This is a genomic window from Enterococcus sp. DIV0691 (genome assembly GCF_051711145.1).
In the GTDB taxonomy this organism is placed as follows: Bacteria; Bacillota; Bacilli; order Lactobacillales; family Enterococcaceae; genus Enterococcus_B; species Enterococcus_B hirae.
Genome location: NZ_JBIOLY010000001.1, coordinates 2,108,630 through 2,133,398, shown reverse-complemented (window position 1 = coordinate 2,133,398; position 24,769 = coordinate 2,108,630). Strand labels below are relative to the sequence as shown.

The window sequence follows — 24,769 nt, the reverse complement described above, 5'->3', positions numbered from 1 at the left end:
GGGTAAAACTGTTAGACTTACATTCGTGAGGTTGAGATTTTCCTTTTAAATACTTAGTAGTAGGAAAGTCGCTTTTCTTTTTTTATCGTACATGGGTCGTTTTGAGTCTACATTGGACAAATATCGTCCAACTAAGGAGATCGCTATGCTTGATGAATTGAAAATGATTGAATCTGTTGCACCGGATATTATCGAGGTTTTACAGGAAAGATATAAAATTTTACGTAATATTTATTGGATGCAGCCAATAGGTCGTCGTAGTTTATCAGAGAGTATGGGCATCACAGAACGCGTATTACGAACAGAAACAGATCTATTGAAACAGTTAGATTTGATCAACACCTCTAAAAGCGGTATGACTTTGACCAAAAAAGGAGAAGAAGTTTATCAAAGTCTTGAGAACTTCATGGATCAACTTTTAGGAATGCATCAGACAGAAAAAAAACTGGCTGAGTATTTTGGAAATCAACGTTGTATCGTGGTATCAGGAAACAGTGAAGAACAGCCTAAAGTGGCGGATGCTTTTGGTGAAGCATTAAATGAAGCTTTAGATTTGTTACTACCGGAGGGCAATAATATCATTGCTGTAATGGGCGGAACAACGATGGCTGTAGTAGCTGAACAACTGACAAATTTGGAAAACAATCAGCGACATAATCTATTTGTGCCAGCTCGTGGTGGTATCGGAGAGGCTGTGACTGTACAAGCAAATTCCGTAAGTGCTAGAATGGCTACAAAAGCAAGTGGAAATCATCGTGCATTGTATGTTCCAGAACAATTAAGTTTAGCAACGTACAATTCCTTGCTCAATGAACCCTCTATTCAAGAAGTGTTAAACTTGATTAGTCAGGCAAATTGTGTTATTCATAGTATTGGACGCGCACTCCATATGGCAGCACGTCGAAAAATGACTGAAAAGGAATTAGTCATGCTGAAACAGGCGAATGCGGTGGCGGAATCTTTCGGCTATTTTTTCAATGAAAATGGCGAAGTCGTATATAAAGTTCCTCGCATCGGAATCGAATTGAAAGATTTGGCAAATGTACCCATCATTCTTGCGATTGCTGGGGGAAAGTCAAAAGCAAAAGCGATTCGCGCCTATATGAAAAATGCACCAAAACAAACGTGGCTCATCACTGATGAAGCTGCAGCAAAAGAGATTTTAAAAGGGGTATCCCTTTAAAATAAATATTTTTTTGATTTTCATAAGGAGGAAATCTTAAATGACAGTTAAAGTAGGTATTAATGGTTTTGGACGTATCGGACGTCTAGCATTCCGTCGTATCCAAGATGTAGATGGAATCGAAGTAGTAGCAATCAACGACTTAACAGATGCTAAAATGTTAGCACACTTGTTAAAATATGACACAACTCAAGGACGTTTCAACGGAACAGTTGAAGTTCACGAAGGTTCATTCAACGTTAACGGAAAAGAAGTTAAAGTTTTAGCTAACCGTAACCCTGAAGAATTACCTTGGGGCGAACTAGGTGTTGACATCGTTCTAGAATGTACTGGTTTCTTCACTTCAAAAGCAGCTGCTGAAAAACATTTAACAGCTGGTGCTAAACGTGTTGTTATCTCAGCTCCTGGTGGAAATGACGTTCCAACAATCGTTTATAACACAAACCACGAAACATTAACTGGTAAAGAAACAGTTATCTCAGGTGCTTCATGTACTACTAACTGTTTAGCTCCTATGGCTAAAACATTAAACGACAAATTTGGTGTTGTTGAAGGATTAATGACAACTATCCACGCTTACACAGGTGACCAAATGACTCTAGACGGACCTCATCCTAAAGGTGACTTCCGCCGTGCACGCGCTGCTGCTGCAAACATCGTTCCTAACTCAACAGGTGCTGCTAAAGCTATCGGTTTAGTAATCCCTGAATTGAACGGTAAATTAGACGGAGCTGCTCAACGTGTTCCTGTACCAACAGGTTCATTAACTGAATTAGTTACAGTTCTTGAAAAAGAAGTAACTGTTGACGAAATCAACGCAGCAATGAAAGAAGCTTCAAACGAATCTTACGGATACAACACAGACGAAATCGTTTCTTCTGATATCGTTGGTATGACTTTCGGTTCATTATTTGACGCTACACAAACTAAAGTAATGACTGTTGGCGACAAACAATTAGTTAAAACTGTTGCTTGGTATGACAACGAAATGTCTTACACTGCACAATTAGTACGTACTTTAGAATACTTCGCTAACTTATAAGATAGACCAAACGTACAAGTGTAATTTATAAGCATGTACACTTAAAAGCGGGGAAGCAATCGCGCTTCTTCCGCTTTTTTTGATAGTAAGTTTATTTAGGAGGAAATAAAATGGCTAAGAAAACAGTGAAAGATATTGATTTAAAAGATAAAAAAGTTCTTGTCCGTGTTGACTTTAATGTTCCTTTGAAAGATGGCGTGATCACAGATGACACACGTATCAAAGCAGCATTACCAACAATCAACTACGTATTAGAACAAGGCGGAAAAGCAATTCTTTTCTCTCACTTAGGACGTGTAAAAACGGAAGAAGATAAAGAAGGTAAATCTTTAGCTCCAGTTGCAAAACGTTTAGGCGAACTATTAGGAAAAGAAGTAACTTTCGTTCCTGAAACTCGTGGTGCAGAATTAGAAGCAGCAATCAATGGCATGAAAGATGGCGACGTGGTTGTTTTTGAAAACACTCGTTTTGAAGACATTGATGGCAAAAAAGAAAGCAAAAATGATGCAGACCTAGGTAAATACTGGGCTTCATTAGGTGATGTATTTGTCAATGATGCTTTCGGTACAGCTCACCGTGCGCATGCTTCAAACGTCGGAATTGCTTCAACTGGTATCCCAACAGTTGCTGGATTCTTGATGGAAAAAGAAATCAAATTTATCGGTGAAGCCGTTGAAGAACCAAAACGCCCTATGATCGCAATCTTAGGTGGCGCAAAAGTTTCTGATAAAATCGGTGTAATCGAAAACTTGATTCCTAAAGCAGACAAAATCTTGATCGGTGGCGGAATGACTTACACATTCTACGAAGCTAAAGGAATCAAAATCGGTAACTCTTTAGTAGAAGCTGATAAAGTTGAATTAGCAAAAGAATTGATCGAAAAAGCTGGCGACAAATTAGTCTTGCCAATCGATAACGTTTGTGCTCCAGAGTTCTCAAACGATGTTGAAACACAAGTAATCGAAGGCGATATCCCTGAAGGATTGATGGCTTTAGACATCGGCCCTGCATCAGTGAAATTATTTGCTGATACATTACAAGGTGCAAAAACAGTTGTTTGGAACGGACCAATGGGTGTGTTCGAAATGAGTAACTTTGCTAAAGGTACAATCGGTGTTTGTGAAGCAATCGCTAACCTTGAAGATGCAACAACAATCATCGGTGGTGGTGACTCAGCAGCTGCTGCAGAACAATTAGGTTTTGCTGACAAATTCACACATATCTCAACAGGTGGCGGCGCAAGCTTAGAATTACTAGAAGGTAAAGAACTACCTGGTTTAGCTGCAATCAACGATAAATAAGCATCGTTCGTTGTATCTGATTTAGATGAAGACAGCTGCTTTTTGCAACGGTGAATTGATTCAAACTCAAATAAACTTAACCAAAAAGCAGCTTTTTCTTTTTATACGTGGAGGAGAGTTCCACGACTCATAATTTTAAAGGAGTGCATACTGTCATGCGTAAACCAATTATCGCTGGTAACTGGAAAATGAACAAAACTGCATCTGAAGCAAAAGAATTTGCTGAAGCAGTAAAAAACAACATCCCTTCAAATGAAAAAGTTGATTCTGTTATCGGATCACCTGCTTTGTTCTTACAAGAACTAATGGCTTCAGCTGAAGGAACAGAATTAAAAATCTCAGCACAAAACTGCTACTGGGAAAACTCAGGTGCATTCACAGGTGAAACTTCACCAGCTGCTTTAGCAGACTTAGGTGTGGACTATGTGATCATCGGACATTCAGAACGTCGTGAATACTTCCATGAAACAGATGAAGACATCAACAAAAAAGCGAAAGCTATCTTTGCAAACGGCATGATCCCAATTCTTTGCTGTGGTGAATCTTTAGAAACTTACGAAGCTGGAAAAACAGCTGAATGGATCGAAGGACAAATCACTGCTGGTCTTGAAGGATTAACAGATGGCCAAGTAAGCAACATGGTTATTGCTTATGAACCAATCTGGGCAATCGGTACTGGTAAATCAGCTGATGCACAAATTGCTGACGAAATCTGTGGCGTTGTACGTCAAACAGTTGAAAAATTATACGGCAAAGAAGTATCTGATGCAGTACGTATCCAATACGGTGGTTCTGTAAAACCAGAAAACATTGCTGAATATATGGCGAAAGAAAATGTTGACGGAGCATTAGTTGGTGGCGCAAGCTTACAAGCTGATTCATTCTTAGCATTATTAGACGCTGTAAAATAATTAGTGAAAATTTGCGAAAAATGCAAGAAATGTTTGCACTAACGCCTAAAATTAACTAAAATCGTATATGAGGGAAATCCCTTAGGAAAAAACAAACTCAAAGGAGAGACAAAACATGTCAATTATTACTGATGTTTACGCTCGCGAGATCTTAGACTCACGCGGTAACCCAACAATCGAAGTAGAAGTATACACAGAAAGCGGAGCTTTTGGCCGTGGAATGGTTCCTTCAGGTGCTTCAACTGGTGAATACGAAGCCGTTGAATTACGTGATGGAGACAAAGCTCGTTATGGCGGTAAAGGTGTAACTAAAGCTGTTGACAACGTAAACAACATCATTGCTGAAGCAATCATTGGCTACGATGTACGTGACCAAATGGCAATCGATAAAGCTATGATCGCTTTAGACGGAACTCCTAACAAAGGTAAATTAGGTGCGAACGCAATTTTAGGTGTATCTATCGCTGTTGCTCGTGCAGCTGCTGACTACCTAGAAGTACCTTTATACCACTACCTAGGCGGATTCAATACAAAAGTTTTACCAACTCCAATGATGAACATCATCAACGGTGGATCACATGCGGATAACTCAATCGACTTCCAAGAATTCATGATCATGCCTGTTGGCGCTCCAACATTCAAAGAAGCTCTACGTATGGGTGCTGAAGTATTCCACGCATTAGCAGCAATCTTGAAATCTCGTGGATTAGCTACTTCTGTTGGTGACGAAGGTGGATTCGCTCCTAACCTTGGTTCAAACGAAGAAGGTTTTGAAGTAATCATCGAAGCAATCGAAAAAGCTGGCTATGTACCTGGTAAAGACGTTGTTCTTGCTATGGATGCTGCTTCTTCAGAATTCTACGACAAAGAAAAAGGTGTTTACGTATTAGCTGATTCAGGTGAAGGCGAAAAAACAACTGACGAAATGATCAAATTCTACGAAGAATTAGTTTCTAAATATCCAATCATCTCAATCGAAGACGGATTAGACGAAAACGACTGGGACGGATTCAAGAAATTAACTGACGTATTAGGCGACAAAGTTCAATTAGTTGGTGACGACTTGTTCGTAACAAACACTCAAAAATTATCTGAAGGTATTGAAAAAGGAATCGCTAACTCAATCCTAATCAAAGTTAACCAAATCGGTACTTTGACAGAAACTTTTGAAGCAATCGAAATGGCTAAAGAAGCTGGCTACACAGCAGTGGTTTCTCACCGTTCAGGTGAAACAGAAGATTCAACAATCTCTGATATTGCTGTTGCAACAAACGCTGGTCAAATCAAAACTGGTTCTCTATCACGTACTGACCGTATTGCTAAATACAACCAATTACTACGTATCGAAGACCAATTAGGCGAAGTTGCTGAATACAAAGGTTTGAAATCTTTCTACAACTTAAAAAACAAATAATTTTAGGACGATCAAATAAGTACGACGATAGCAGAGCGTCGATTATATAGCTGTGCTGGTCTACTTCATTCTAAAGTTATTAAAAAGTACCTTTCTCTTATCTTGAAGATAGGAGAAAGGTCTTTTTTTGCAGAAAAAATTTAGAGATTATCCTAACAAAAACTGAATTACATAATCGTTTTTTGTCACGTTTACAAACGATTTAATTATTGCTAAGATATTATGATAAAAGGAAAAAAAGAATAATGGGGAAAGTGTATGAAAGCAAAAATTTTAAAAGGGTTCAAATGGTTCGGTATTTTGCTTCTCAGTACCATTTTATTGGTCGTGATTGCTTTTCAAGTTTCACCGAGACCAAGTGCTTATGTGATCAGATATCTATTTAGCGACAACGTAACGATCACAGATAAAGAGACGTATGAACAGGCAAAAACTTCCACTAGTTCGCTCACTGATCGTTCTTATCAATCACAATTCAAAAAAAACAACTACGATATCTATTATCCTAAAGGCAGTGAGGGACCTTTACCCACGTTGATCTGGGTTCACGGTGGAGGCTATGTGAGCGGGGATAAAGCAGGTGTAAAAGAATTTGCAACAAGATTAGCTTCAGATACGCACATCGCAGTTGTTGCTATGAACTATGAACCGGCACCTAGCTCTCAGTATCCCAATCAAGTAGTCCAAGTCAATGAATTAGTCCAACAATTAAAAAAAGAGAACAATCAGAAGTTGGATCTTTCAAAGCTGATTTTTGGTGGCGATAGTGCAGGCGCTCAGATTGCCTTACAGTATGTCACTATCCAAACAAATCAACAGTATGCAAAAGAAATGAAGATGAAACAAATGATTGATCCAACAGCGATCAAAGGAGCCATTTCTTACTGTGGGCCAGTTGACTTACAACAAACAGCAAAACAGCAATCGAGTGATCGATTGATGCATTTCTTCGTTAAAACGGTAGCTTGGTCTTTGATTGGAACGAAAGATTGGCAAACAGACGAACGCTTATATCAAGCTAGTTTAGTTGATCAAGTGTCAAAAGACTTCCCGCCTACGTATATCACAGATGGAAATGCGTATTCTTTCCAAGATCAAGGGATTGCTTTCGCAAATAAATTAAAAGAGTTAGACGTTCCTGTAGACGAACTATTTTATAAAGACCAGAAAAAAGAAATCAGTCATGAATATCAATTTAATTATACATTGCCAGAATCAAAAACTTGTTATGAGCAGACGGAACGGTTCATTGAAAACTGTTTTCGATCTACAACAGCTCAATAACGAATTGCCGAAGCATCCCGAAATAGCTCCTTCTATTTTGGGGTGCTTCGGTGTCTTTAGACATAGGAGTGTCAATGGCTGCTGCTAGCTAATCGACTGAGAATGGATGAATGATTGAAAATGATACACTGTTTCAGTAAAATAGAAAGAAACAGCAGGAGTGTGGGACAGGATGGGAAATGAAGAAAAAATAGCTATTTTACAAGAACTGATCCGAATCAAGTCAGTGAATGGGAACGAAGGGGAAGTAGCCGCCTACTTAAATCAATTATTGAATCAACATGGAATCCAAGGAGAAATCATTTCTCACACTGAGGGGCGTGATAACTTGGTGGCGACGTATCAAAATGGTCACGGAAGAGTATTAGGTTTGTCTGGTCACATGGATGTTGTGTCTGCAGGAGACGAATCGAATTGGACCTACCCGCCTTTTGCAGCAGAAATAAAAGGTAATCGTTTGTATGGACGTGGTGCTACCGATATGAAAAGCGGGCTAGCCGCTATGGTGATTGCGATGATTGAATTGAAAGAGTCTGGCAAACCGTTTAATGGGACAATCAAATTATTAGCGACAGTAGGGGAAGAAGTCGGAGAATTAGGTAGTGAACAACTGACAAAAGCAGGTTATGTCGACGATTTAGACGGATTGATCATTGGTGAACCAACCAATTACAATTTGATGTATACTCACATGGGTTCAATAAACTATACCGTTGTTTCTCATGGTAAAGAAGCCCACAGCTCAATGCCTCAAGAAGGCTACAATGCGATCAACCATTTAAATGAATTTATTACGCGTGCAAATGAGCAAATGGATGCTTTAGCGAATGATTTCCAAAATTCAGCATTAGGAAAAACGATCCATAACGTTACAGTGATCAACGGAGGAAATCAAGTCAACAGTATTCCAAGTCAGGCGCAATTACAAGGGAATATCCGCTCAATCCCTGAATTTCCAAACGATCAAATCATTGATTTATTACAAAAGATCGTGGATGAATTGAATGAAGGAACGAACTATCACTTAGAATTGACGATCGACTACAATAAGATTCCTGTGAAAGCAAATCCTGATTCTTCGTTGATCCACCATATTCAAAAACAGTTCAAGCAACCATTGCCCCTAGTAGGTGCAGCAGCAACGACAGATGCAGCTGAATTTACTAAATCCGCTCACTCCTTCGATTTTGTGGTATTCGGTCCCGGAGTCGTAAACTTGCCTCATCAAATAGACGAGTATGTAGAAATCGATAATTACTTGGATATGATTGACACATATCAAGCAATCATCTTGTCTTATTTAGCATAACAGCCTATTTTGGTTCAAAGTACAAAAAAGTACAAAGTAGATCCTTCAATTAAATCAAAAAAACGCAAAACAAATTTTCATGTTTTGCGTTTTTTTTGATTTACTAATTGAAGTAACCGACTTCTATTCGCACGTGTATTTACTCCAGCTCATCACAACTACGCAGCTCAAATCGCTCTGTTCACAACCCTTTTCGGCAATGCCAAGACGACAAGGGTGACGACGACTACTGAGAGCAGGCGGTCGAGGTAATCGGTACCCGCTTGAACGAGAATCACGCTCATTGTTTGATTGAACCCAATTCCATGGAGGAACTGAACGATCATGCTTGAACCAGAAGAAGTGACTCCCCCAAAGAGTTTTACAGTGATTAGGGAAGAAAGGATGGTTCCAGGCAGTGATAAGACAAGTGCCCAGAAAACTAAGGTCCAGCGGTTCTTACTTCGAGTGAATCGTTGATGGAAAATCACTCCAGCAAGTAAACCTGTTACCATTTGAACAGGTGAATAATACAACGAGAAGATATCGGTGGTAACACCACTTAATACCCCGCTGGCCAAGCCAGTGAGTAACCCAAATACCGGACCTAACAAAGTCCCAGCGAATATGGTACCGATCGAATCAAGATAGATCGGTAATCGTAGCCATAATGCAATGGTTCCGCCGATATAATTGATTCCGATACATAAAGCGACGATCGTAATCGTCTGTGTGGTGATTCTTTTTTTGCGCATGTTTTTCATCCCATCTTTAATCTTTCCAGATCTTTTTTAATCGTTTCTTCTTGTGCATTTAAAAGAACGGTCAAAAACTTCCGAAAAAATAGATGAGTATCAACTTCTGTCATAATGGTGCTGTTTGGTGCTTTTTGCCAAAAATCAAAGCGATCGACTAGTGTTTGCCCACGGCTGATTCCTTGCGTTTCAACAGCGGTATAACTAGTAAATCCCTGACAAATGCTTTCGTCGATAAAGTAGGCAACGGCCAGAGGATCATTGATGACGCACCCTAGGATTCTTTCTTGTTGCCAATGAAAATCAAAATAAAAACGAGTGATCGCTTTTAGAAATTCTCCTTCCTCAGGATTGAGCTGACAACAATATTCTAATAAGGTAGGTGTCAAAACGATTTCTCTCGTAACATCTAACCCGACCATTTCAATCGTGTTCCCTAAATTTTCAAACACAAAGGCAGCTGCATCAGGATCGCACCAATAATTGTACTCAGCAACTGGTGAACAGTTTCCGTGGCTTTTGTAGGTGCCACCCATTGAAATAAATCGCTCGAAATGTTTCCCTAAATGTGGATTTTTCATCAAAGCACGAGCAATATTGGTCAAAGGGCCAAGTGCAATGATCGAGGTGTTTGTTTCTTTAGAAAAGTATTCCGCCAAAAAATCGACTGCTGATTTTTCTTCTATTTGTTTTTCTTGTACTTGAGCAAAGTTTGTCTCGCCTAATCCGTCCATCCCATGAGTGTCTTGCGCGCTAATAAACGGCTGTTTCAACGGTTGTGTTTGCCCTTGATAGACGGGGATATCTAAGCGTCCGCAACGTTTCAAACATTTGAAAACATTTTGGCTACCGATCGTCACAGGTACATTACCGCAGACCGTCGTGATCGCAACCACCTCGATTTCGGGGGACTTGATGGCTAACATCAATGCTAAAGTGTCATCGATTCCAGGATCGCAGTCAATAATTACTTTTCGCATTATTTCCAATCTCCTTTCTGTAGAGATACTTAGTTTTTTATTCTGGGAAGTTTCCGAACCAGTCCAAGGATACTCCTTGATTAAAATGCACGGAATCAGTATACTGGCTTTTAAATAAAATGTAAATGTTATCTTATTTTTTATTCCTATTTGATTGGTTTTAAATTTCAATGAAGCCTAGGGTGAAAACTTGAGCAGTTTTTTTAGAAAATGGTACAATGGAATAGAAGGCTATACGGATTGATAATAGAAAAAATATTTATGGAAAGCGGGGAAGATAAGTGATTGTCATGTATCTTATTCTTATAGTTCTCATTTTAGGCGCAGTCATTTATCGTGGACTTTCTTCTTACTATGCGCAAAAATTAATTCAATCGGGTTTACAAAGAGGATATGATTGGTATGAGAAAACAGGTCATCAGTTGATGGACCCATCGGCTTTTACGATCGTGGAAAAGCAACGGCAACTTGCGGAAACAGAAGCTGAGGGCTTTTGGAATAAAGGCAAAGAAATCGAAGTCAAAAGTCATGATGGGTTAAAACTATTAGGACGAATCTTTCAAAGTTCCTCTCCCAACAAAAAATGGGTTGTTTGTGTCCATGACTATCGAAGTGATGGGAAAACAGATATGTCTTATATTGGAAAGAAATATGCAGAAGCAGGGTTTAACGTCTTGATTCCTGATTTGCGTGCTCACGGCAAGAGTGAAGGAGAAATCATCGGGATGGGGTGGTTGGATCGTTTAGACTTGATTATCTGGATCAACTATATTTTACAGATGCAGCCAGATGCTAACATTATTTTACATGGGAGTTCAATGGGTGCCTCTGCTATCATGATGGCTAGTGGGGAAAAACTACCTCCTGCAGTTCGAGGGTTTATCCTAGATAGCGGGTTTGTTTCCGTCTATGCGGAGTTTCGCTACATGTTGAGCAAACTAACCTTTCTTCCTAAAAAAATGATCATGCGCCATGCAAATCGCTATGCAAAGAAATATGCTGGTTATTCTTTGAAACAGGCGTCAGCAACCCGTCAGTTGGGCAGTAACCATCTGCCAGTATTGATCATTCATGGGGAAGAGGATCAGTTCGTTCCAGTCAGTGCCGCTTATACGATCCAAAATGCGACAGCTGGTGAAAATGATCTTTTTCTGATCCCAGAAGCTCAACATTTAGAAGCAGCCGTGAAAGATCCCACCAAATATTGGACGGTTGTTTTCTCATTTATCGAACAGCGAATCGATTGGAGAGAATCAGGTTATTCCGAGTATAAATAATTGTTTGCTGAGAACTAGACTGTTAGAATCAAGGAGAACAAATTATTTGGTCAATACGGGGAGTGGCGAAAATGGAAATCAAAGAAGAAAAAAATCGTTTCGTATTATTGAATGATGAAGCAAAAGAAATCGGGGAAATGACTTGGTCTGATGCAGGACCAGACATCATGATCATTGATCATACATTTGTAGAACCAGAGTATCGTGGACAAAAATTAGCAGAAAAATTAGTGCTTAATGGCGTAGAACTAGCTCGAAGAGAAGGTAAAAAAATTATTCCATTGTGTCCATATGCGAAGAAAGAATTTGAAAGAAAACCTGAATATCAAGATGTGCTTCGTAAATAATCGACTCGTTTTCGTACGATCGTCAATGAATGAAATGACAAAAAGTGGATCTATCCGCTAAATGAACTTTTTTTAAATTAGAGAAACCGAAATTGTAGCAACCGGCTATTAACGTTGTTATTCTTTCGGTTTTTTCATCTTTTCAGTCTTTGCCCATGAATAAGTGCTAATACTAAATGTTATCTAAAATTGGAGTCCCATTCGCAAGAGAAGGTTGTCAGAGTTTTTTTTATATGATAAAGTAAAATAGATGATATTTTACGGAAAGGAGGCTGCTTAATGTATAATGTAATTTTAGGAATCGTGATCGTGTTATCGATTGTAATGGTCATTGCAATTATGATGCAACCAAGTAAACAAAACAGTGCAGCAAGTGCATTTACTGGCGGAGCGGATCAATTATTCGGTAAACAAAAAGCACGTGGTTTTGAAGCAGTCATGCAACGTTCGACAGCGGTAATGGGTGCCATTTGGATGATTTTATTATTTGTACTAGCCTTTTTATCTTCTAAATAAAAAGTTGATTTAACGATTAGTCGAAATAATTATGAATCGTTTTTTCGTTCAAAAAATTTCGGCTTAATTTTTTAAGTAGTTGATTTGAATGAGCGAAAAAAGAATTCCTTTCATGCAGAGCAGTGATTGACGTCGCGGCTCTTTTTTATTTGCCAAAAGAGCGGTTTTGTCCTAAGGGATCGCCAATCTATGTTAAAATGAGAAGAACGAGGTGAACCTAATGAAAAGTCTACCAAAACCCCTTTATGCAAAACATAGCAAGAAAGCTGTGCTACTCTTACATGCCTATTCTGGAAGTCCGAATGATGTGCGCATGCTGGCTCGATATTTGGAAAAGTCAGAATATACTGTCTATGCTCCATTATTTACTGGACATGGAACGCTAGCTCCACAAGACATTTTAGCGCAAAAAACGGAAACATGGTGGGAAGATACGAAACAAGCCATCCACTTTTTAAAAGCAGAAGGTTTTTCCCAAGTTGCCGTTTTTGGATTATCAATGGGAGGAATCTTCGCTGTTCGAGCATTAGCAGAACAGTCAGAGATCATTGGTGGCGGATGTTTCTGCTCGCCGATTTCACCAGTTGAAAATCATGTACCAGAAAATTTTGAGCGATATGAACGTTATGTGCTAAAACTTGCAGGGGAATCTGAACAGGAAATCGAAGAAACTGTCGCTGCGCTTCGACCAAATGTTTATCAGCAATTAGCAGAGATACAAAAACAAGCAGCAATTACAGAAGGAAAACTTAGTGACATCCAAGCACCTGTTTTTTTAGCCCAAGCCGGTCAAGATGAAATGATTGATCCAGCTGGAGTCTACGAAACAGCAAAAAAATTAGCCGATAAAAGAGTGACCCTTCAATGGTATCCCAACAGCAAACATGTGATCACCGTTGGAGAGTCTAGAAAATTACTGGAAAAAGATGTGTTGGAGTTTCTAGAGAATTTACCTTGGAATGAGGAATGAAAATGACAAAAGAAACATTGAAAGAAAAAATTATTTTTTTTATTGAGAGCGAGCGCAAAAAAAGCTTTTCAATGGAAGAAATCGCCCAAGGATTGGGCTTGCAAAAAAGTGAAGATTTCAAGCTACTCGTTCAGACAATCGCTCAAATGGAACGAGAACAAAGTGTGGTCTTTACCAAAAAAGGAAAAGTGAAGCTACCATTAAAACCAGTATTGATCGAAGGAACGTTTCGGGCCAATGAAAGAGGCTTCGGCTTTGTGACGATTGATCCAGAAGAAGATGATATCTATATTCCTAAAGAAGCAACTGGGTATGCCATGGATGGCGATACGGTAGCGATCGATATCATAAAAACGGCCGATACTGCGATGGATCGTGGAGCAGAAGGTAAAGTAGTTGAGATCCGCAAACGAGCAACTACGCAATTAGCTGGGGAATTTGTAGCTTATACAGAGGAAGAGATAAGTGAAACGGATCTTTATGGGGTGGTTATCCCAAAAGACAAAAAATTGAATCAGTTTAAAGTTTATGCAGCAGCTGAAGGGATTCGACCAGTTGATGGGAGTATCGTAATGGTTGAGCTGACCCATTATCCTGAGAAAAACTACGCGACCAGTTTAGAAGGTATTGTCAAACAAGTCATCGGCCATAAAAATGATCCTGGAATGGATATCCTATCGATTGTTGTCTCAAACGGGATTCCGACAAAATTTCCGGATGATGTCTTGGCAGAAGCTGATCAAGTGCCAGATACGATCGATGAAAAAGACCTAGTTGGCCGGAGAGACTTACGTGAACAATTGATCGTGACGATTGACGGAGAAGATGCCAAAGATTTGGATGATGCCGTTACTGTGAAAAAATTATCCAACGGTAATTATTTCTTAGGTGTACACATTGCAGATGTTTCCAATTATGTGACTGAAGGAAGCCAGTTAGATCGTGAAGCTTACGAACGAGGAACGAGTGTGTATTTAACCGACCGTGTCATTCCAATGATCCCACAAAGATTATCAAACGGGATTTGTTCATTGAACCCTCACGTACCAAGACTAACAATGAGTTGTGAGATGGAGATTGATCCAAATGGTCAGGTGGTATCTCATGATATTTTCCCAAGTGTCATCCAAACGACGGAACGAATGACCTATACAGCGGTCAATCAGATTTTAGAAGAACAAGATGAGCAGGTAATGGAACGGTATAAGCAAATAGTGCCGATGTTTCAAGAGATGCAAGAGCTACATCAGATTTTAGAAGAAATGCGGATTCGTCGAGGAGCGATTTCTTTTGAAGACCGTGAAGCAAAAATACTCGTAGAACCAGATGGACAACCGACTGATATCTTATTGCGAAGCCGTGGCGTAGGCGAACGGTTGATTGAATCTTTCATGTTGGCAGCAAATGAAACGGTGGCGGAACATTTTAATAAACGCAACTTTCCATTCATTTATCGGATTCACGAGCAACCTAAAGAAGAAAAGATGCAACGTTTCTTTGATTTTGCTTCTGCACTAGGAATCGTCGTTCGTGGAACAAAAGGAACGATCACACCTAAAGATCTTCAAAAAGTCATTGAAAACGTCGAAGACAAACCCGAATCAGCTGTTATCAATACGATGCTGTTGAGAAGTATGCAACAAGCACGTTATTCAGAAGATAATTTTGGACACTATGGATTAGCTGCGGAATATTATACGCATTTCACTTCGCCTATCAGACGTTATCCAGATTTGATCGTCCATCGCTTAATTCGCTCGTATGGACAAGACCCAAGTGAAGCAAATCAAACTTATTGGGAAAATGAGCTACCCGAAATTGCTGAGCATAGTTCGAAGATGGAACGTCGTGCAGTCGAGGCAGAGCGTGAAGTAGATGCAATGAAGAAAGCTGAATACATGATGGATAAAGTAGGAGAGGAATTTGAAGGGATCATCAGTTCAGTTGTTAAATTTGGGTTGTTTATCGAATTACCCAATACGATTGAAGGGTTGATCCATATCAATGAGTTGAAACAAGACTATTTCCACTTTATTGAGAATCATTTAGCATTAGTAGGCGAACGAACAGGGTTAACTTTTAAAATCGGTCAAAAAGTGCGGGTAAAAGTCATCAAAGCAGATCCGGAAGAACGTGCAATCGACTTTGAATTGATTGATGCAGAAGAAATCGTTCCATTAGAACGTCCAAAAACGTCAAACAAAAATCGTCCTTCTAATCGTCATCAAAAACGTTCATCAAAATCTCATACTGAACGGAATGGAAAGAAAAATTCCTATTCAAATGAGCGGAAAAAAGGAAAAGGACCATCTAATAAAAAAGGGAAAAAACCTTTTTATAAGGGAATTAAGAAGAAAAAGAAAAAATAACCAATAACCACTATGAATACCAGTTTGGAGGAATGTCATATGCCAAAAGGCGACGGAAAGTTAATCGCCCAAAATAAAAAGGCTCGCCATGATTATTCGATTATCGATACGATGGAAGCAGGAATGGTGCTGCAAGGAACAGAAATCAAATCGATCCGAAACAGCCGAATCAATTTGAAAGATGGATTTGTCCGTATTCGAAACGGTGAAGCATTTTTGCATAATGTTCATATCAGTCCCTATGAACAAGGCAATATTTTTAACCATGATCCGTTACGAACAAGAAAGTTACTATTACACAAAAAACAGATTTCACGGCTAGAGACTGAAACAAAAAATACCGGGGTCACGATCGTACCCTTAAAAGTATATATTCGTGATGGGTATGCCAAAGTTTTGATTGGTCTTGCGAAAGGGAAGAAATCTTATGACAAGCGAGAAGATCTAAAACGAAAAGATGTGGATCGTCAAATTGATCGAACATTAAAAAATTTCTCTAGATAATTTCATTATCCTTTTTCGCATATTCGGTGCTTTTAGGTTTACTTAATGATAAAATTTGTTAGCATTTAATCTGATAAAGCATGATATCACAGGTTTTTTCTTGTAAAACGCCACGATGATTTCTAGGAAAAAGCAAACTTTTTTGACTGAAATAAAAAATTGTCTGATTTTCATGAAAATGTTTTGAATTTTCTGTTTCATGGTGGTATGATACCGTTTGGTTAGAAAACGATTTAGAAAAACCAGATGTACACATGAATTTGATTTTATGTGAAATTCAGGGAAAAGAGGTGAAATGGATTGGATGAACGCTCGCTAACGTTCCATATTGGACCGGTTTGGTTTGATGGTACTGTTTGTATGATGGTGTTATTGACCTGTTTGATTGTCTTCTTCTTAGTTTACTTCTTTACAAGAAATCTTAAGATGAAACCAACGGGGAAACAAAATGCGCTGGAATGGGTCATTGACTTTACCCGAGGGATCGTAACAGATAATCTGCCTAGAAAAGAATTGAATAATTTTCATTTGTTGGCTTTTACATTGTTCTTATTTGTCTTCGTGGCAAATAATATAGGTTTAATAACGAAAATCGTCTTACCTAGCGAAACAACACTTTGGAAAAGTCCGACAGCAGACCCGTTTGTTACTTTAACTTTGGCATTTATAATGATCACACTTACTCATTTATTCGGGGTGAAAAAGCTTGGATTTAAAGGGTATTTTGTAAATTCGTTCTTGAAACCATATAGTTTCATGTTTCCAATGAAGCTGATCGAAGAATTTACGAACCTATTAACACTTGCTTTGCGTCTTTACGGGAATATCTACGCGGGGGAAGTTTTACTTACCTTGATTGCCAATATGATGAATAATTTAGGTTGGTTCTCATTACCGTTAGCAATTCCTTTAGAGATGGTCTGGATCGCATTCTCATTGTTTATCGGAAGCATCCAAGCATTTGTCTTTGTCACTTTATCGATGGTATATATGAGCCATAAGATTGAAGTAGAAGAGTAACATCGTTTTTAACAAACTACTATTTATCTATATTTAGGAGGAAATAAATTATGAATTATATCGCAGCAGCAATCGCAATCATGGGAGCAGCTATCGGAGCTGGTTATGGTAATGGTCAAGTAATCTCTAAAACAATCGAATCAATGGCACGCCAACCTGAAATGTCTGGTCAATTACGTACAACAATGTTCATCGGGGTAGCCTTAGTTGAAGCTGTTCCTATTCTAGGTGTGGTTATTGCCTTGATTCTAGTCTTTGCTGTTTAATCAATTAACTGTTTGAGGATAGGACTACTGTCACTAATCCTCTTTTAATTGTCAAAAACTGAAAAAAAACAACCTGATTATTTTCAAAATAATTGAGTTGTTTCATCATAATACTAGAACAAAAGGCGTTGAGGAGGCTGTTTCAATCATTGAAGTCAGGATTCCTTCATCATCCATGAGATACACCTTAAAGAAAGGAAGGCTAGCCTATGCTGAATCAATTGGCAATTGCAGAAGTTGGTAATCCGATGTTAGGTAATATCATCGTTGTCAGCGGCTCATTTTTGATACTAATGTTTCTATTGAAACATTTTGCTTGGGGACCAATCAGCGATATTTTGAAAAAACGTGAAGATAAGATCGCCAATGATTTAGATTCTGCCGAAAAATCTCGCATCAATTCAGCAAAAATGGAACAAGAACGCGAACAACAATTGTTAGCGTCTCGCTCTGATGCAGCTGATATCATTAAAAATGCGAAAGAAAGTGGAGAATTAAGCCGTCAAAATATTTTGAAGGAAACGCAAGAAGAAGTTGCACGTCTAAAAAGCAAAGCGCAAACTGATATCATGTTAGAACGTGATACAGCTTTAAACTCTGTAAAAGATGATGTAGCAGATCTTTCTCTTCAAATCGCGGCTAAAATCTTGAACAAAGAATTGTCTCCAGAAATGCATGAATCTTTAATCAATCAATATATCGAAGGTCTAGGTTCTTCAAATGAAACTAGATAAATATACTGTCGGCAGACGCTACGGTAAAGCACTATTTGAACTGGCGATCGATTCAAATAGCGCAGAAGAAATTTACCAAGAATTACTAAGCTTACGCCAAATCTATAGTGAAGTACCTGGATTAGGCAACGTACTTAGTGACGTCCGCTTAGAACCTCACGAAAAACGAATCATTATGGATAAACTTGTCAGTGGGTTTGACGGTATCGTGAAAAACTTTTTAGAAGTGGTCTATAGTTATAATCGGATGTCTGAATTATCGTTTATGATCGATGAATACGAACATCGCTACAACGATTACAAAGGACTACTTTTAGGTAGTGTAAAAACAGCAGTACCACTTTCTGATGAACAATTACAAAAACTAGAAATGAATGTTGCAAAAACAATGGACTATCAAACAGTTGAATTGAAGCAAATCGTTGATTCTTCTATTATTGGTGGGGCAATTGTTGAAGCCAACCATCGAGTGATCGACGGAAGCATTCGCACGCAATTAGAAAAAATGCGTAATCAATTAAATAGATAGTACAAAGAGGTAGGTGAATCGAATGGCTATCAAAGCAGAAGAAATTAGTGCCTTGATCAAAGAACAAATTGAAAATTATCAAAACGTGCTTTCAGTCGAAGAAATCGGTACCGTGACTTATGTCGGTGACGGGATTGCTCGTGCACACGGTTTAGAAAATGCGATGAGTGGTGAGTTGCTTGAATTTTCAAACGGCTCATACGGAATGGCGCAAAACTTAGAATCAAATGATGTAGGTATCATTATCCTTGGTGATTTCGAATCCATTCGTGAAGGAGACAAAGTAAAACGAACAGGTAAAATCATGGAAGTTCCAGTTGGGGACGCCTTAATCGGACGTGTCGTTAATCCGCTAGGTCAACCAATCGATGGGTTAGGAGAAATCGTTACAGATAAAGCTCGTCCAGTCGAAGCAATGGCACCAGGCGTTATGCAACGTAAATCTGTCAATGAACCAATGCAAACAGGTCTAAAAGCCATCGATGCTTTAGTTCCAATCGGACGTGGCCAACGTGAATTAGTTATTGGTGACCGTAAAACGGGTAAAACATCTATCGCAATCGATACGATCCTTAACCAAAAAGGTCAAGATATGATCTGTATCTATGTGGCGATCGGTCAAAAGGATTCTACTGTGCGTACACAAGTAGAAACTTTGAAAAAATATGGAGCAATGGATTACACGATCGTAGTCAATGCGGGTGCATCACAACCTGCGCCATTACTTTATATTGCGCCTTATGCAGGAACTGCAATGGGTGAAGAATTCATGTACAACGGCAAACATGTATTGATTATCTTTGATGACTTATCAAAACAAGCTGTTGCTTATCGTGAACTTTCATTGCTATTACGCCGTCCTCCAGGTCGTGAAGCTTATCCAGGGGATGTTTTCTACTTGCACTCACGTTTACTAGAACGTGCGGCAAAACTAAGTGATGATTTAGGTGGCGGTTCAATGACTGCTTTACCATTTGTTGAAACACAAGCTGGAGATATCTCTGCTTATATTCCAACAAACGTTATTTCAATCACTGACGGACAAATCTTCTTAGAAAGTGACTTGTTCTACGCTGGAACTCGTCCAGCCGTTGATGCTGGGTTATCCGTTTCCCGTGTAGGTGGTTCTGCTCAAATCAAAGCAATGAAAAAAGTGGCAGGAACATTACGTCTTGACTTAGCAAGTTACCGTGAATTAGAAGCATTTACCCAATTTGGTTCTGATTTAGATGCTGCGACTCAAGCGAAATTGAATCGTGGACGTCGTACAGTTGAGATCTTGAAACAAAAACTTCATGCACCACTAGCTGTTGAAAAACAAGTAGTTATCTTATATGCTTTGACACATGGATTCTTAGATAGTATTCCAGTTGACAGCATCTTAGATTTTGAACATGAATTATTTGAATATCTAGATACGAATCATGCAGATATCTTTGAAACGATCCGTACAACGAAAGATCTTCCAGAAGAAGAACGATTGAATCAAGCGATCCAAGAATACAAAGATATTTTCTTAGCGACAAAAGGAAACACTTCTTCAACAGAAGACAAATTGAAATCCATTCAAAATGCATAGTGAGGTGAGATGAATGGGCGCTTCATTAAATGAAATCAAGACTCGGATTGCTTCAACGAAGAAAACGAGTCAAATCACTCGAGCAATGCAAATGGTGTCCGCTTCTAAACTGACAAAATCTGAAGCTTCTTCTCAGAAGTTTCAGATTTATGCAAATAAAGTCAGAGAAATCGTCACTCATTTGACAGCTACTCAACTAAATGATATTGCTTCTGATAATCCTCGTGGAGATATCAATTACAATAGTATGTTAATCAGCCGTCCGGTAAAGAAAACGGGGTATATCGTGATTACCGCTGATGGTGGTTTAGTTGGTGGCTATAACAGTTCGATTTTAAAGCAAACAATGTCTATTTTAGAAGAAGACCATAAATCTCCTGACGATTATGTGATGATCGCAATCGGAGGTACAGGTGCAGATTTCTTCAAAGCTAGAGGAATTAATTTGGCTTACGAATTACGTAATTTATCGGACCAACCAAGTTTTGATGAAGTGCGTAAAATCGTAGGTATGGCAACAACGATGTATCAAAATGAAGTATTTGATGAATTGTACGTATGCTACAATCATCATATCAATTCACTAACTAGCCAATTTCGTGTAGAAAAAATGCTGCCAATTTCAGATTTAGATCCAGAAGAAGCAACTACTTTTGACCAAGAATACATTTTTGAACCTTCAAAAGAAGAAATCTTGGCGCAGTTATTGCCTCAATATGCGGAAAGCTTAATCTATGGTGCAATCGTTGATGCGAAGACAGCAGAACACGCTGCCGGCATGACTGCCATGAAGACAGCAACGGATAATGCTGCAACGATCATTGATGATTTGACGGTATCTTATAACCGTGCAAGACAAGGGGCTATTACCCAAGAAATTACCGAAATTGTTGCCGGAGCTTCGGCGCTAGAATAGTATTGAGATTGGAGGAAAAAAGATGAGTTCAGGCAAGATTGTTCAAGTAATCGGTCCCGTTGTCGACGTGGAATTTTCTTTAGACCAATCCTTACCAGATATCAACAACGCATTAGTTGTTTATAAAAATGATGAGAAAAAATCAAAAGTTGTTCTTGAAACAGCATTAGAATTAGGGGACGGAGTGATCCGTACCATTGCCATGGAATCAACAGATGGTTTACAACGTGGTATGGAAGTTATCGATACTGGTAAAGCCATTTCTGTTCCAGTAGGGAAAGATACACTAGGACGTGTATTCAACGTTTTAGGAGATACGATCGATTTAGGATCATCTTTCCCAGAAGATGCAGAACGTAGTGAGATTCATAAAAAAGCACCAAGCTTTGATGAATTAAGTACTAGTACGGAGATCCTTGAAACTGGGATCAAAGTTATCGATTTGTTAGCACCTTACTTAAAAGGTGGGAAAGTTGGATTATTCGGTGGTGCCGGTGTAGGTAAAACGGTATTGATCCAAGAATTGATCCATAATATTGCCCAAGAACATGGTGGTATTTCTGTATTTACCGGTGTTGGGGAACGTACTCGTGAAGGAAATGACCTTTACTATGAAATGAAAGATTCAGGCGTTATCGAAAAAACAGCGATGGTGTTCGGACAAATGAACGAACCACCAGGTGCTCGGATGCGGGTAGCTTTGACTGGTCTGACGATCGCTGAATACTTCCGTGATGTAGAAGGTCAAGACGTGCTATTGTTTATTGATAATATTTTCCGTTTCACTCAAGCTGGTTCAGAAGTATCTGCCCTTTTAGGTCGTATGCCTTCTGCCGTTGGTTACCAACCAACGTTAGCAACTGAAATGGGTCAATTACAAGAACGTATCACATCAACGAAAAAAGGTTCGATCACTTCGATCCAAGCAATCTATGTACCAGCCGATGACTATACTGACCCAGCGCCAGCAACAGCATTTGCCCACTTAGATGCTACAACAAACTTAGAGCGTAAATTGACAGAACAAGGGATCTATCCAGCCGTGGACCCATTGGCTTCATCTTCAAGTGCTTTGGCACCTGAAATCGTTGGTGAAGAACATTATAAAGTAGCGACTGAAGTCCAACATGTCTTACAACGTTACCGTGAATTACAAGATATCATTGCGATCTTAGGGATGGATGAATTATCTGATCAAGAAAAAGTTTTAGTTTCACGTGCACGTAGAGTGCAATTCTTCTTGTCACAAAACTTTAACGTAGCGGAACAATTTACAGGTCTTCCTGGTTCTTATGTACCAGTTGAAGAAACAGTCAAAGGTTTCCGTGAAATCTTAGAAGGTAAATACGATGATCTTCCTGAAGAAGCATTCCGAAGTGTTGGTAGAATAGAAGACGTCGTAGAAAAAGCGAAAAAGCTAGGCTACTAGAAAGGGGTGCCCCATGGATCAATATTTAACTGTGAATGTGGTGACTCCTGACGGTTTGGTCTATGATCACCATGCAGCGATCGTAGTAGCACGTACTACAGCGGGGGAAATTGGTATTTTACCTAAACATGCGCCGATCATCGTTCCATTAACAATTGATGAAGTCCGTGTGAAGAGAACAGACTCTGATACCCACGTCGATTGGATTGCTGTCAATGGCGGAATCATGGAAGTTCGTGACAATGTTGTTTCAATCGTTGCCGATAGTGCAGAACGTGAAAGAGATATTGACGTTTCTCGGGCAGAAAGAGCCAAACAACGTGCTGAGCGACAAATCGCAGAAGCAAAAGAAAAAGAAGATACGAATGAATTGAAACGTGCGACAGTTGCTTTGCATCGTGCGATCAACCGAATCAAGGTTTCAAAACATTCTTAAAAGCAACGAATGAGGACCTAACAAGTAGGCCTTAAAAAATCCAAGATTCTTAAGGAGATTCCTTAGAATTTTGGATTTTTTTATTGGTAGTTATATTCTAAACATAAAAAGTAAAGAACAATTACTTCTTTGTTACATAAAAATATGGAACTTTCATCATTATGATACTATGGTAAACTAATTGCAGTAAAAAAGGAGGTATCATAATGCCAAAAAAAATTCAACGTTTTTCCTCAGTAGACACAAAAGAAGAAACACATACGCAACAAAAATCACTATCTTACTCAGAAATAGTAGGCAATCTTGCGGATGATCAAACAGTTTCGTTACATAAACAATTACAAGAATTTAGGGACTATCTTTTAAAGAAGAGCCTTGAATCAGAAAAACAAGAAAAAGAGGAGTTTCCATCTAACAGACATCATTTTGGTCCACCTCTATCGGAAAATAATACAGGTAATCTTGCTGAGCAACAACACTCGCGATCGGAAACAATTCAAAGAAAGAGAACGTTGCAAAACATTATTAACGAAAATGAACTGAAAATGATTCAAAACCAAGATAGTCATGCAGTGTTAGAACAGAATAACAAAGTACAAGTTCCCCCATATAAGAAACAAAAAGTTGCTCCAGAGAACGAACTGGAAAATCATTTGGAGTACTCATTAGATGTCGAACGGTTACTAGAAATAGAAGAAATGTTGGGGATCAGAAACACTTCCCAATCAACAACGCTGTCTACCAAAGTCCAAGAGTCTTTATATGAAACTAAGGAATTTGTACAAGATACAAACGTGCCAATAGAAAGTAATAGCGAGTTCAGCTGTTCAACACAACAACCATTGGAGAATGGGCAGACAAGCACTCAAAGTAAGAAGGAACAAGCGCTTATTGAATCAGTGAAGTGTTTGTTGGAGCAAAGACATAAACTATTTTTTTTGCAATTAGCTAAAAAACATGAGATGAGTTGTCAAACTGTAAAAAACATTTTAATTGAGAATAATATAGATGTAACTGCTGAGAATAATAAAATAAAAGTAGAGTCTGAAGAAAAAGCACGGCAATTATTAACGGAAGTATTTCACGGAAGGAAAAATTTATCATTTGAAAATATTAGACAAATGGTACGATTGAACAACAATGATATTACAATTTTAGCTAAGAATCACTTAAAAGTTCTCCTAAAACAAGCACACGCATCTCATCTGAATGGTTCTCAGAAGGAAACTTCAATAGATAGGATTCTTTTGACATATTCTGAATGGACTATGCCAATGCAATATAAATTGTCAAGGCTGGATGCTGAATTAAAAGAACAGATAGATAAATACGGCGTAATAAACATAAATGAAATATCAAAGAAAATACCATGTAGCCAAATTGATGTCATCAAGCGAACATGGCAGTTAAATTATCAGCAATATCTCCCACCAATTTATAAGTTTCACCCGCAGCCAAATGAGAAAATCCAAAAGCCATTTTATGATGCAATAATACAAGATAAATCGATTCCTACTGATCAAACAAATCAATTTTTTAATCCTAGTACTGATCAAAACATTGCTTATTTGAAGGAACGAATAAAATTAAATCTCGCTAGAAAAGCTGAGTTTGAAACAGCAGAACAAAAAAACAAGACAATTATGGATCAGAGAACTCAGTTAAAAAACCAACCGATTAGAAACAATCAATCTCCCGCTATGGAAGAACGTTGAGTGT

24 protein-coding genes and 1 riboswitch are annotated in these 24,769 nt (G+C 38.7%); of the genes, 22 read left to right on the top strand and 2 right to left on the bottom strand.

Features of this window, described 5'->3' with window-relative positions; all coding sequences use genetic code 11:
- The first annotated feature begins 91 nt into the window (after positions 1-91).
- From IGJ11_RS09835 to IGJ11_RS09805, 7 genes are all read left to right on the top strand, one after another.
- Positions 92-1,183, top strand: a complete 1,092-nt coding sequence (locus IGJ11_RS09835; protein WP_172595671.1) for a sugar-binding transcriptional regulator — start codon at positions 92-94, stop codon at positions 1,181-1,183.
- Between the two features lie 40 nt (positions 1,184-1,223).
- On the top strand, positions 1,224-2,225 hold the full coding sequence (gene gap, locus IGJ11_RS09830) for a type I glyceraldehyde-3-phosphate dehydrogenase (RefSeq protein ID WP_010718614.1): 1,002 nt from the start codon (positions 1,224-1,226) through the stop codon (positions 2,223-2,225).
- A gap of 110 nt (positions 2,226-2,335) precedes the next feature.
- Entirely contained in the window at positions 2,336-3,526 is a 1,191-nt protein-coding gene (locus IGJ11_RS09825) for a phosphoglycerate kinase (protein ID WP_010718613.1), read from the top strand.
- 155 nt (positions 3,527-3,681) lie between these two features.
- Positions 3,682-4,437 carry a triose-phosphate isomerase gene (gene tpiA / locus IGJ11_RS09820; protein ID WP_010718612.1) on the top strand — a complete coding sequence of 252 codons (756 nt, stop codon included), beginning with the start codon at positions 3,682-3,684 and terminating at the stop codon, positions 4,435-4,437.
- Positions 4,438-4,552: 115 nt separating this feature from the next.
- Positions 4,553-5,851, top strand: coding sequence for a phosphopyruvate hydratase (gene eno, locus IGJ11_RS09815; protein ID WP_010718611.1), 1,299 nt, complete (start codon positions 4,553-4,555; stop codon positions 5,849-5,851).
- Positions 5,852-6,109: 258 nt separating this feature from the next.
- Positions 6,110-7,135 (top strand): alpha/beta hydrolase, encoded by a 1,026-nt coding sequence (locus IGJ11_RS09810; protein ID WP_207431676.1) that lies wholly within the window; start codon positions 6,110-6,112, stop codon positions 7,133-7,135.
- A gap of 172 nt (positions 7,136-7,307) precedes the next feature.
- On the top strand, positions 7,308-8,444 hold the full coding sequence (locus IGJ11_RS09805) for an ArgE/DapE family deacylase (RefSeq protein WP_207431674.1): 1,137 nt from the start codon (positions 7,308-7,310) through the stop codon (positions 8,442-8,444).
- Between the two features lie 167 nt (positions 8,445-8,611).
- Here the strand turns inward: IGJ11_RS09805 and IGJ11_RS09800 are convergent, their stop codons facing one another.
- A complete protein-coding gene (locus IGJ11_RS09800; protein WP_010737992.1) occupies positions 8,612-9,178 on the bottom strand; it encodes an ECF transporter S component in 567 nt (188 codons plus the stop codon).
- Positions 9,179-9,183: 5 nt separating this feature from the next.
- Positions 9,184-10,158 (bottom strand): nucleoside hydrolase, encoded by a 975-nt coding sequence (locus IGJ11_RS09795; RefSeq protein WP_010718607.1) that lies wholly within the window; start codon positions 10,156-10,158, stop codon positions 9,184-9,186.
- Between the two features lie 23 nt (positions 10,159-10,181).
- Positions 10,182-10,226: riboswitch (PreQ1 riboswitch) on the bottom strand.
- A 222-nt stretch (positions 10,227-10,448) separates the two neighbouring features.
- Between IGJ11_RS09795 and IGJ11_RS09790 the strand changes: the two genes are divergently transcribed.
- The 15 genes from IGJ11_RS09790 (at position 10,449) to IGJ11_RS09720 (ending at position 24,765) form a co-directional block, all read left to right on the top strand.
- Positions 10,449-11,435 carry an alpha/beta hydrolase gene (locus IGJ11_RS09790; RefSeq protein WP_192924302.1) on the top strand — a complete coding sequence of 329 codons (987 nt, stop codon included), beginning with the start codon at positions 10,449-10,451 and terminating at the stop codon, positions 11,433-11,435.
- 71 nt (positions 11,436-11,506) lie between these two features.
- Positions 11,507-11,782 (top strand): GNAT family N-acetyltransferase, encoded by a 276-nt coding sequence (locus tag IGJ11_RS09785; RefSeq protein ID WP_010718605.1) that lies wholly within the window; start codon positions 11,507-11,509, stop codon positions 11,780-11,782.
- Positions 11,783-12,061: 279 nt separating this feature from the next.
- Positions 12,062-12,298 carry a preprotein translocase subunit SecG gene (gene secG, locus IGJ11_RS09780; RefSeq protein ID WP_010718604.1) on the top strand — a complete coding sequence of 79 codons (237 nt, stop codon included), beginning with the start codon at positions 12,062-12,064 and terminating at the stop codon, positions 12,296-12,298.
- Between the two features lie 220 nt (positions 12,299-12,518).
- The gene (locus IGJ11_RS09775) at positions 12,519-13,268 is read left to right on the top strand and encodes an alpha/beta hydrolase (protein ID WP_207431673.1); all 750 of its coding nucleotides are present in this window, start codon (positions 12,519-12,521) and stop codon (positions 13,266-13,268) included.
- A gap of 2 nt (positions 13,269-13,270) precedes the next feature.
- Positions 13,271-15,637, top strand: a complete 2,367-nt coding sequence (gene rnr / locus IGJ11_RS09770) for a ribonuclease R (RefSeq protein ID WP_242697131.1) — start codon at positions 13,271-13,273, stop codon at positions 15,635-15,637.
- A 39-nt stretch (positions 15,638-15,676) separates the two neighbouring features.
- Complete coding sequence (gene smpB / locus IGJ11_RS09765) at positions 15,677-16,141, top strand: SsrA-binding protein SmpB (protein ID WP_010718601.1); 465 nt, start codon at positions 15,677-15,679, stop codon at positions 16,139-16,141.
- A gap of 300 nt (positions 16,142-16,441) precedes the next feature.
- Complete coding sequence (gene atpB, locus IGJ11_RS09760; RefSeq protein WP_010718600.1) at positions 16,442-17,161, top strand: F0F1 ATP synthase subunit A; 720 nt, start codon at positions 16,442-16,444, stop codon at positions 17,159-17,161.
- Between the two features lie 50 nt (positions 17,162-17,211).
- The gene (gene atpE / locus IGJ11_RS09755) at positions 17,212-17,427 is read left to right on the top strand and encodes an ATP synthase F0 subunit C (RefSeq protein ID WP_010718599.1); all 216 of its coding nucleotides are present in this window, start codon (positions 17,212-17,214) and stop codon (positions 17,425-17,427) included.
- 209 nt (positions 17,428-17,636) lie between these two features.
- A complete protein-coding gene (gene atpF / locus IGJ11_RS09750) occupies positions 17,637-18,161 on the top strand; it encodes a F0F1 ATP synthase subunit B (RefSeq protein WP_010718598.1) in 525 nt (174 codons plus the stop codon).
- Positions 18,148-18,690 (top strand): ATP synthase F1 subunit delta, encoded by a 543-nt coding sequence (atpH, locus tag IGJ11_RS09745; protein WP_034699144.1) that lies wholly within the window; start codon positions 18,148-18,150, stop codon positions 18,688-18,690. Before atpF ends, atpH begins: the two co-directional genes overlap by 14 nt.
- Positions 18,691-18,712: 22 nt before the next feature.
- Complete coding sequence (gene atpA / locus IGJ11_RS09740; RefSeq protein WP_010718596.1) at positions 18,713-20,269, top strand: F0F1 ATP synthase subunit alpha; 1,557 nt, start codon at positions 18,713-18,715, stop codon at positions 20,267-20,269.
- Between the two features lie 13 nt (positions 20,270-20,282).
- Positions 20,283-21,185 (top strand): F0F1 ATP synthase subunit gamma, encoded by a 903-nt coding sequence (locus IGJ11_RS09735; RefSeq protein WP_010737986.1) that lies wholly within the window; start codon positions 20,283-20,285, stop codon positions 21,183-21,185.
- A 22-nt stretch (positions 21,186-21,207) separates the two neighbouring features.
- The gene (atpD, locus tag IGJ11_RS09730; RefSeq protein ID WP_010718594.1) at positions 21,208-22,614 is read left to right on the top strand and encodes a F0F1 ATP synthase subunit beta; all 1,407 of its coding nucleotides are present in this window, start codon (positions 21,208-21,210) and stop codon (positions 22,612-22,614) included.
- A 13-nt stretch (positions 22,615-22,627) separates the two neighbouring features.
- The gene (locus tag IGJ11_RS09725; protein ID WP_010737985.1) at positions 22,628-23,050 is read left to right on the top strand and encodes a F0F1 ATP synthase subunit epsilon; all 423 of its coding nucleotides are present in this window, start codon (positions 22,628-22,630) and stop codon (positions 23,048-23,050) included.
- A gap of 206 nt (positions 23,051-23,256) precedes the next feature.
- Positions 23,257-24,765: a hypothetical protein gene (locus IGJ11_RS09720; protein ID WP_242697130.1), complete on the top strand. Its 1,509-nt coding sequence runs from the start codon at positions 23,257-23,259 to the stop codon at positions 24,763-24,765.
- Positions 24,766-24,769: the final 4 nt, after the last annotated feature.

Excerpts from the sequence above, each read along its gene's own strand:
- atpA (WP_010718596.1), top strand. The coding sequence starts at position 18,713 with ATGGCTATCAAAGCAGAAGAAATTAGTGCCTTGATCAAAGAACAAATT.
- IGJ11_RS09720 (WP_242697130.1), top strand. The coding sequence starts at position 23,257 with ATGCCAAAAAAAATTCAACGTTTTTCCTCAGTAGACACAAAAGAAGAA.
- rnr (WP_242697131.1), top strand. The coding sequence starts at position 13,271 with ATGACAAAAGAAACATTGAAAGAAAAAATTATTTTTTTTATTGAGAGC.
- IGJ11_RS09790 (WP_192924302.1), top strand. The coding sequence starts at position 10,449 with ATGTATCTTATTCTTATAGTTCTCATTTTAGGCGCAGTCATTTATCGT.
- atpE (WP_010718599.1), top strand. The coding sequence starts at position 17,212 with ATGAATTATATCGCAGCAGCAATCGCAATCATGGGAGCAGCTATCGGA.
- tpiA (WP_010718612.1), top strand. The coding sequence starts at position 3,682 with ATGCGTAAACCAATTATCGCTGGTAACTGGAAAATGAACAAAACTGCA.
- secG (WP_010718604.1), top strand. The coding sequence starts at position 12,062 with ATGTATAATGTAATTTTAGGAATCGTGATCGTGTTATCGATTGTAATG.
- IGJ11_RS09810 (WP_207431676.1), top strand. The coding sequence starts at position 6,110 with ATGAAAGCAAAAATTTTAAAAGGGTTCAAATGGTTCGGTATTTTGCTT.
- IGJ11_RS09800 (WP_010737992.1), bottom strand. The coding sequence starts at position 9,178 with ATGCGCAAAAAAAGAATCACCACACAGACGATTACGATCGTCGCTTTA.
- gap (WP_010718614.1), top strand. The coding sequence starts at position 1,224 with ATGACAGTTAAAGTAGGTATTAATGGTTTTGGACGTATCGGACGTCTA.
- IGJ11_RS09785 (WP_010718605.1), top strand. The coding sequence starts at position 11,507 with ATGGAAATCAAAGAAGAAAAAAATCGTTTCGTATTATTGAATGATGAA.
- IGJ11_RS09725 (WP_010737985.1), top strand. The coding sequence starts at position 22,628 with ATGGATCAATATTTAACTGTGAATGTGGTGACTCCTGACGGTTTGGTC.
- IGJ11_RS09795 (WP_010718607.1), bottom strand. The coding sequence starts at position 10,158 with ATGCGAAAAGTAATTATTGACTGCGATCCTGGAATCGATGACACTTTA.
- atpH (WP_034699144.1), top strand. The coding sequence starts at position 18,148 with ATGAAACTAGATAAATATACTGTCGGCAGACGCTACGGTAAAGCACTA.
- IGJ11_RS09825 (WP_010718613.1), top strand. The coding sequence starts at position 2,336 with ATGGCTAAGAAAACAGTGAAAGATATTGATTTAAAAGATAAAAAAGTT.
- IGJ11_RS09735 (WP_010737986.1), top strand. The coding sequence starts at position 20,283 with ATGGGCGCTTCATTAAATGAAATCAAGACTCGGATTGCTTCAACGAAG.
- eno (WP_010718611.1), top strand. The coding sequence starts at position 4,553 with ATGTCAATTATTACTGATGTTTACGCTCGCGAGATCTTAGACTCACGC.
- atpF (WP_010718598.1), top strand. The coding sequence starts at position 17,637 with ATGCTGAATCAATTGGCAATTGCAGAAGTTGGTAATCCGATGTTAGGT.
- smpB (WP_010718601.1), top strand. The coding sequence starts at position 15,677 with ATGCCAAAAGGCGACGGAAAGTTAATCGCCCAAAATAAAAAGGCTCGC.
- IGJ11_RS09775 (WP_207431673.1), top strand. The coding sequence starts at position 12,519 with ATGAAAAGTCTACCAAAACCCCTTTATGCAAAACATAGCAAGAAAGCT.
- atpD (WP_010718594.1), top strand. The coding sequence starts at position 21,208 with ATGAGTTCAGGCAAGATTGTTCAAGTAATCGGTCCCGTTGTCGACGTG.
- IGJ11_RS09835 (WP_172595671.1), top strand. The coding sequence starts at position 92 with ATGGGTCGTTTTGAGTCTACATTGGACAAATATCGTCCAACTAAGGAG.
- IGJ11_RS09805 (WP_207431674.1), top strand. The coding sequence starts at position 7,308 with ATGGGAAATGAAGAAAAAATAGCTATTTTACAAGAACTGATCCGAATC.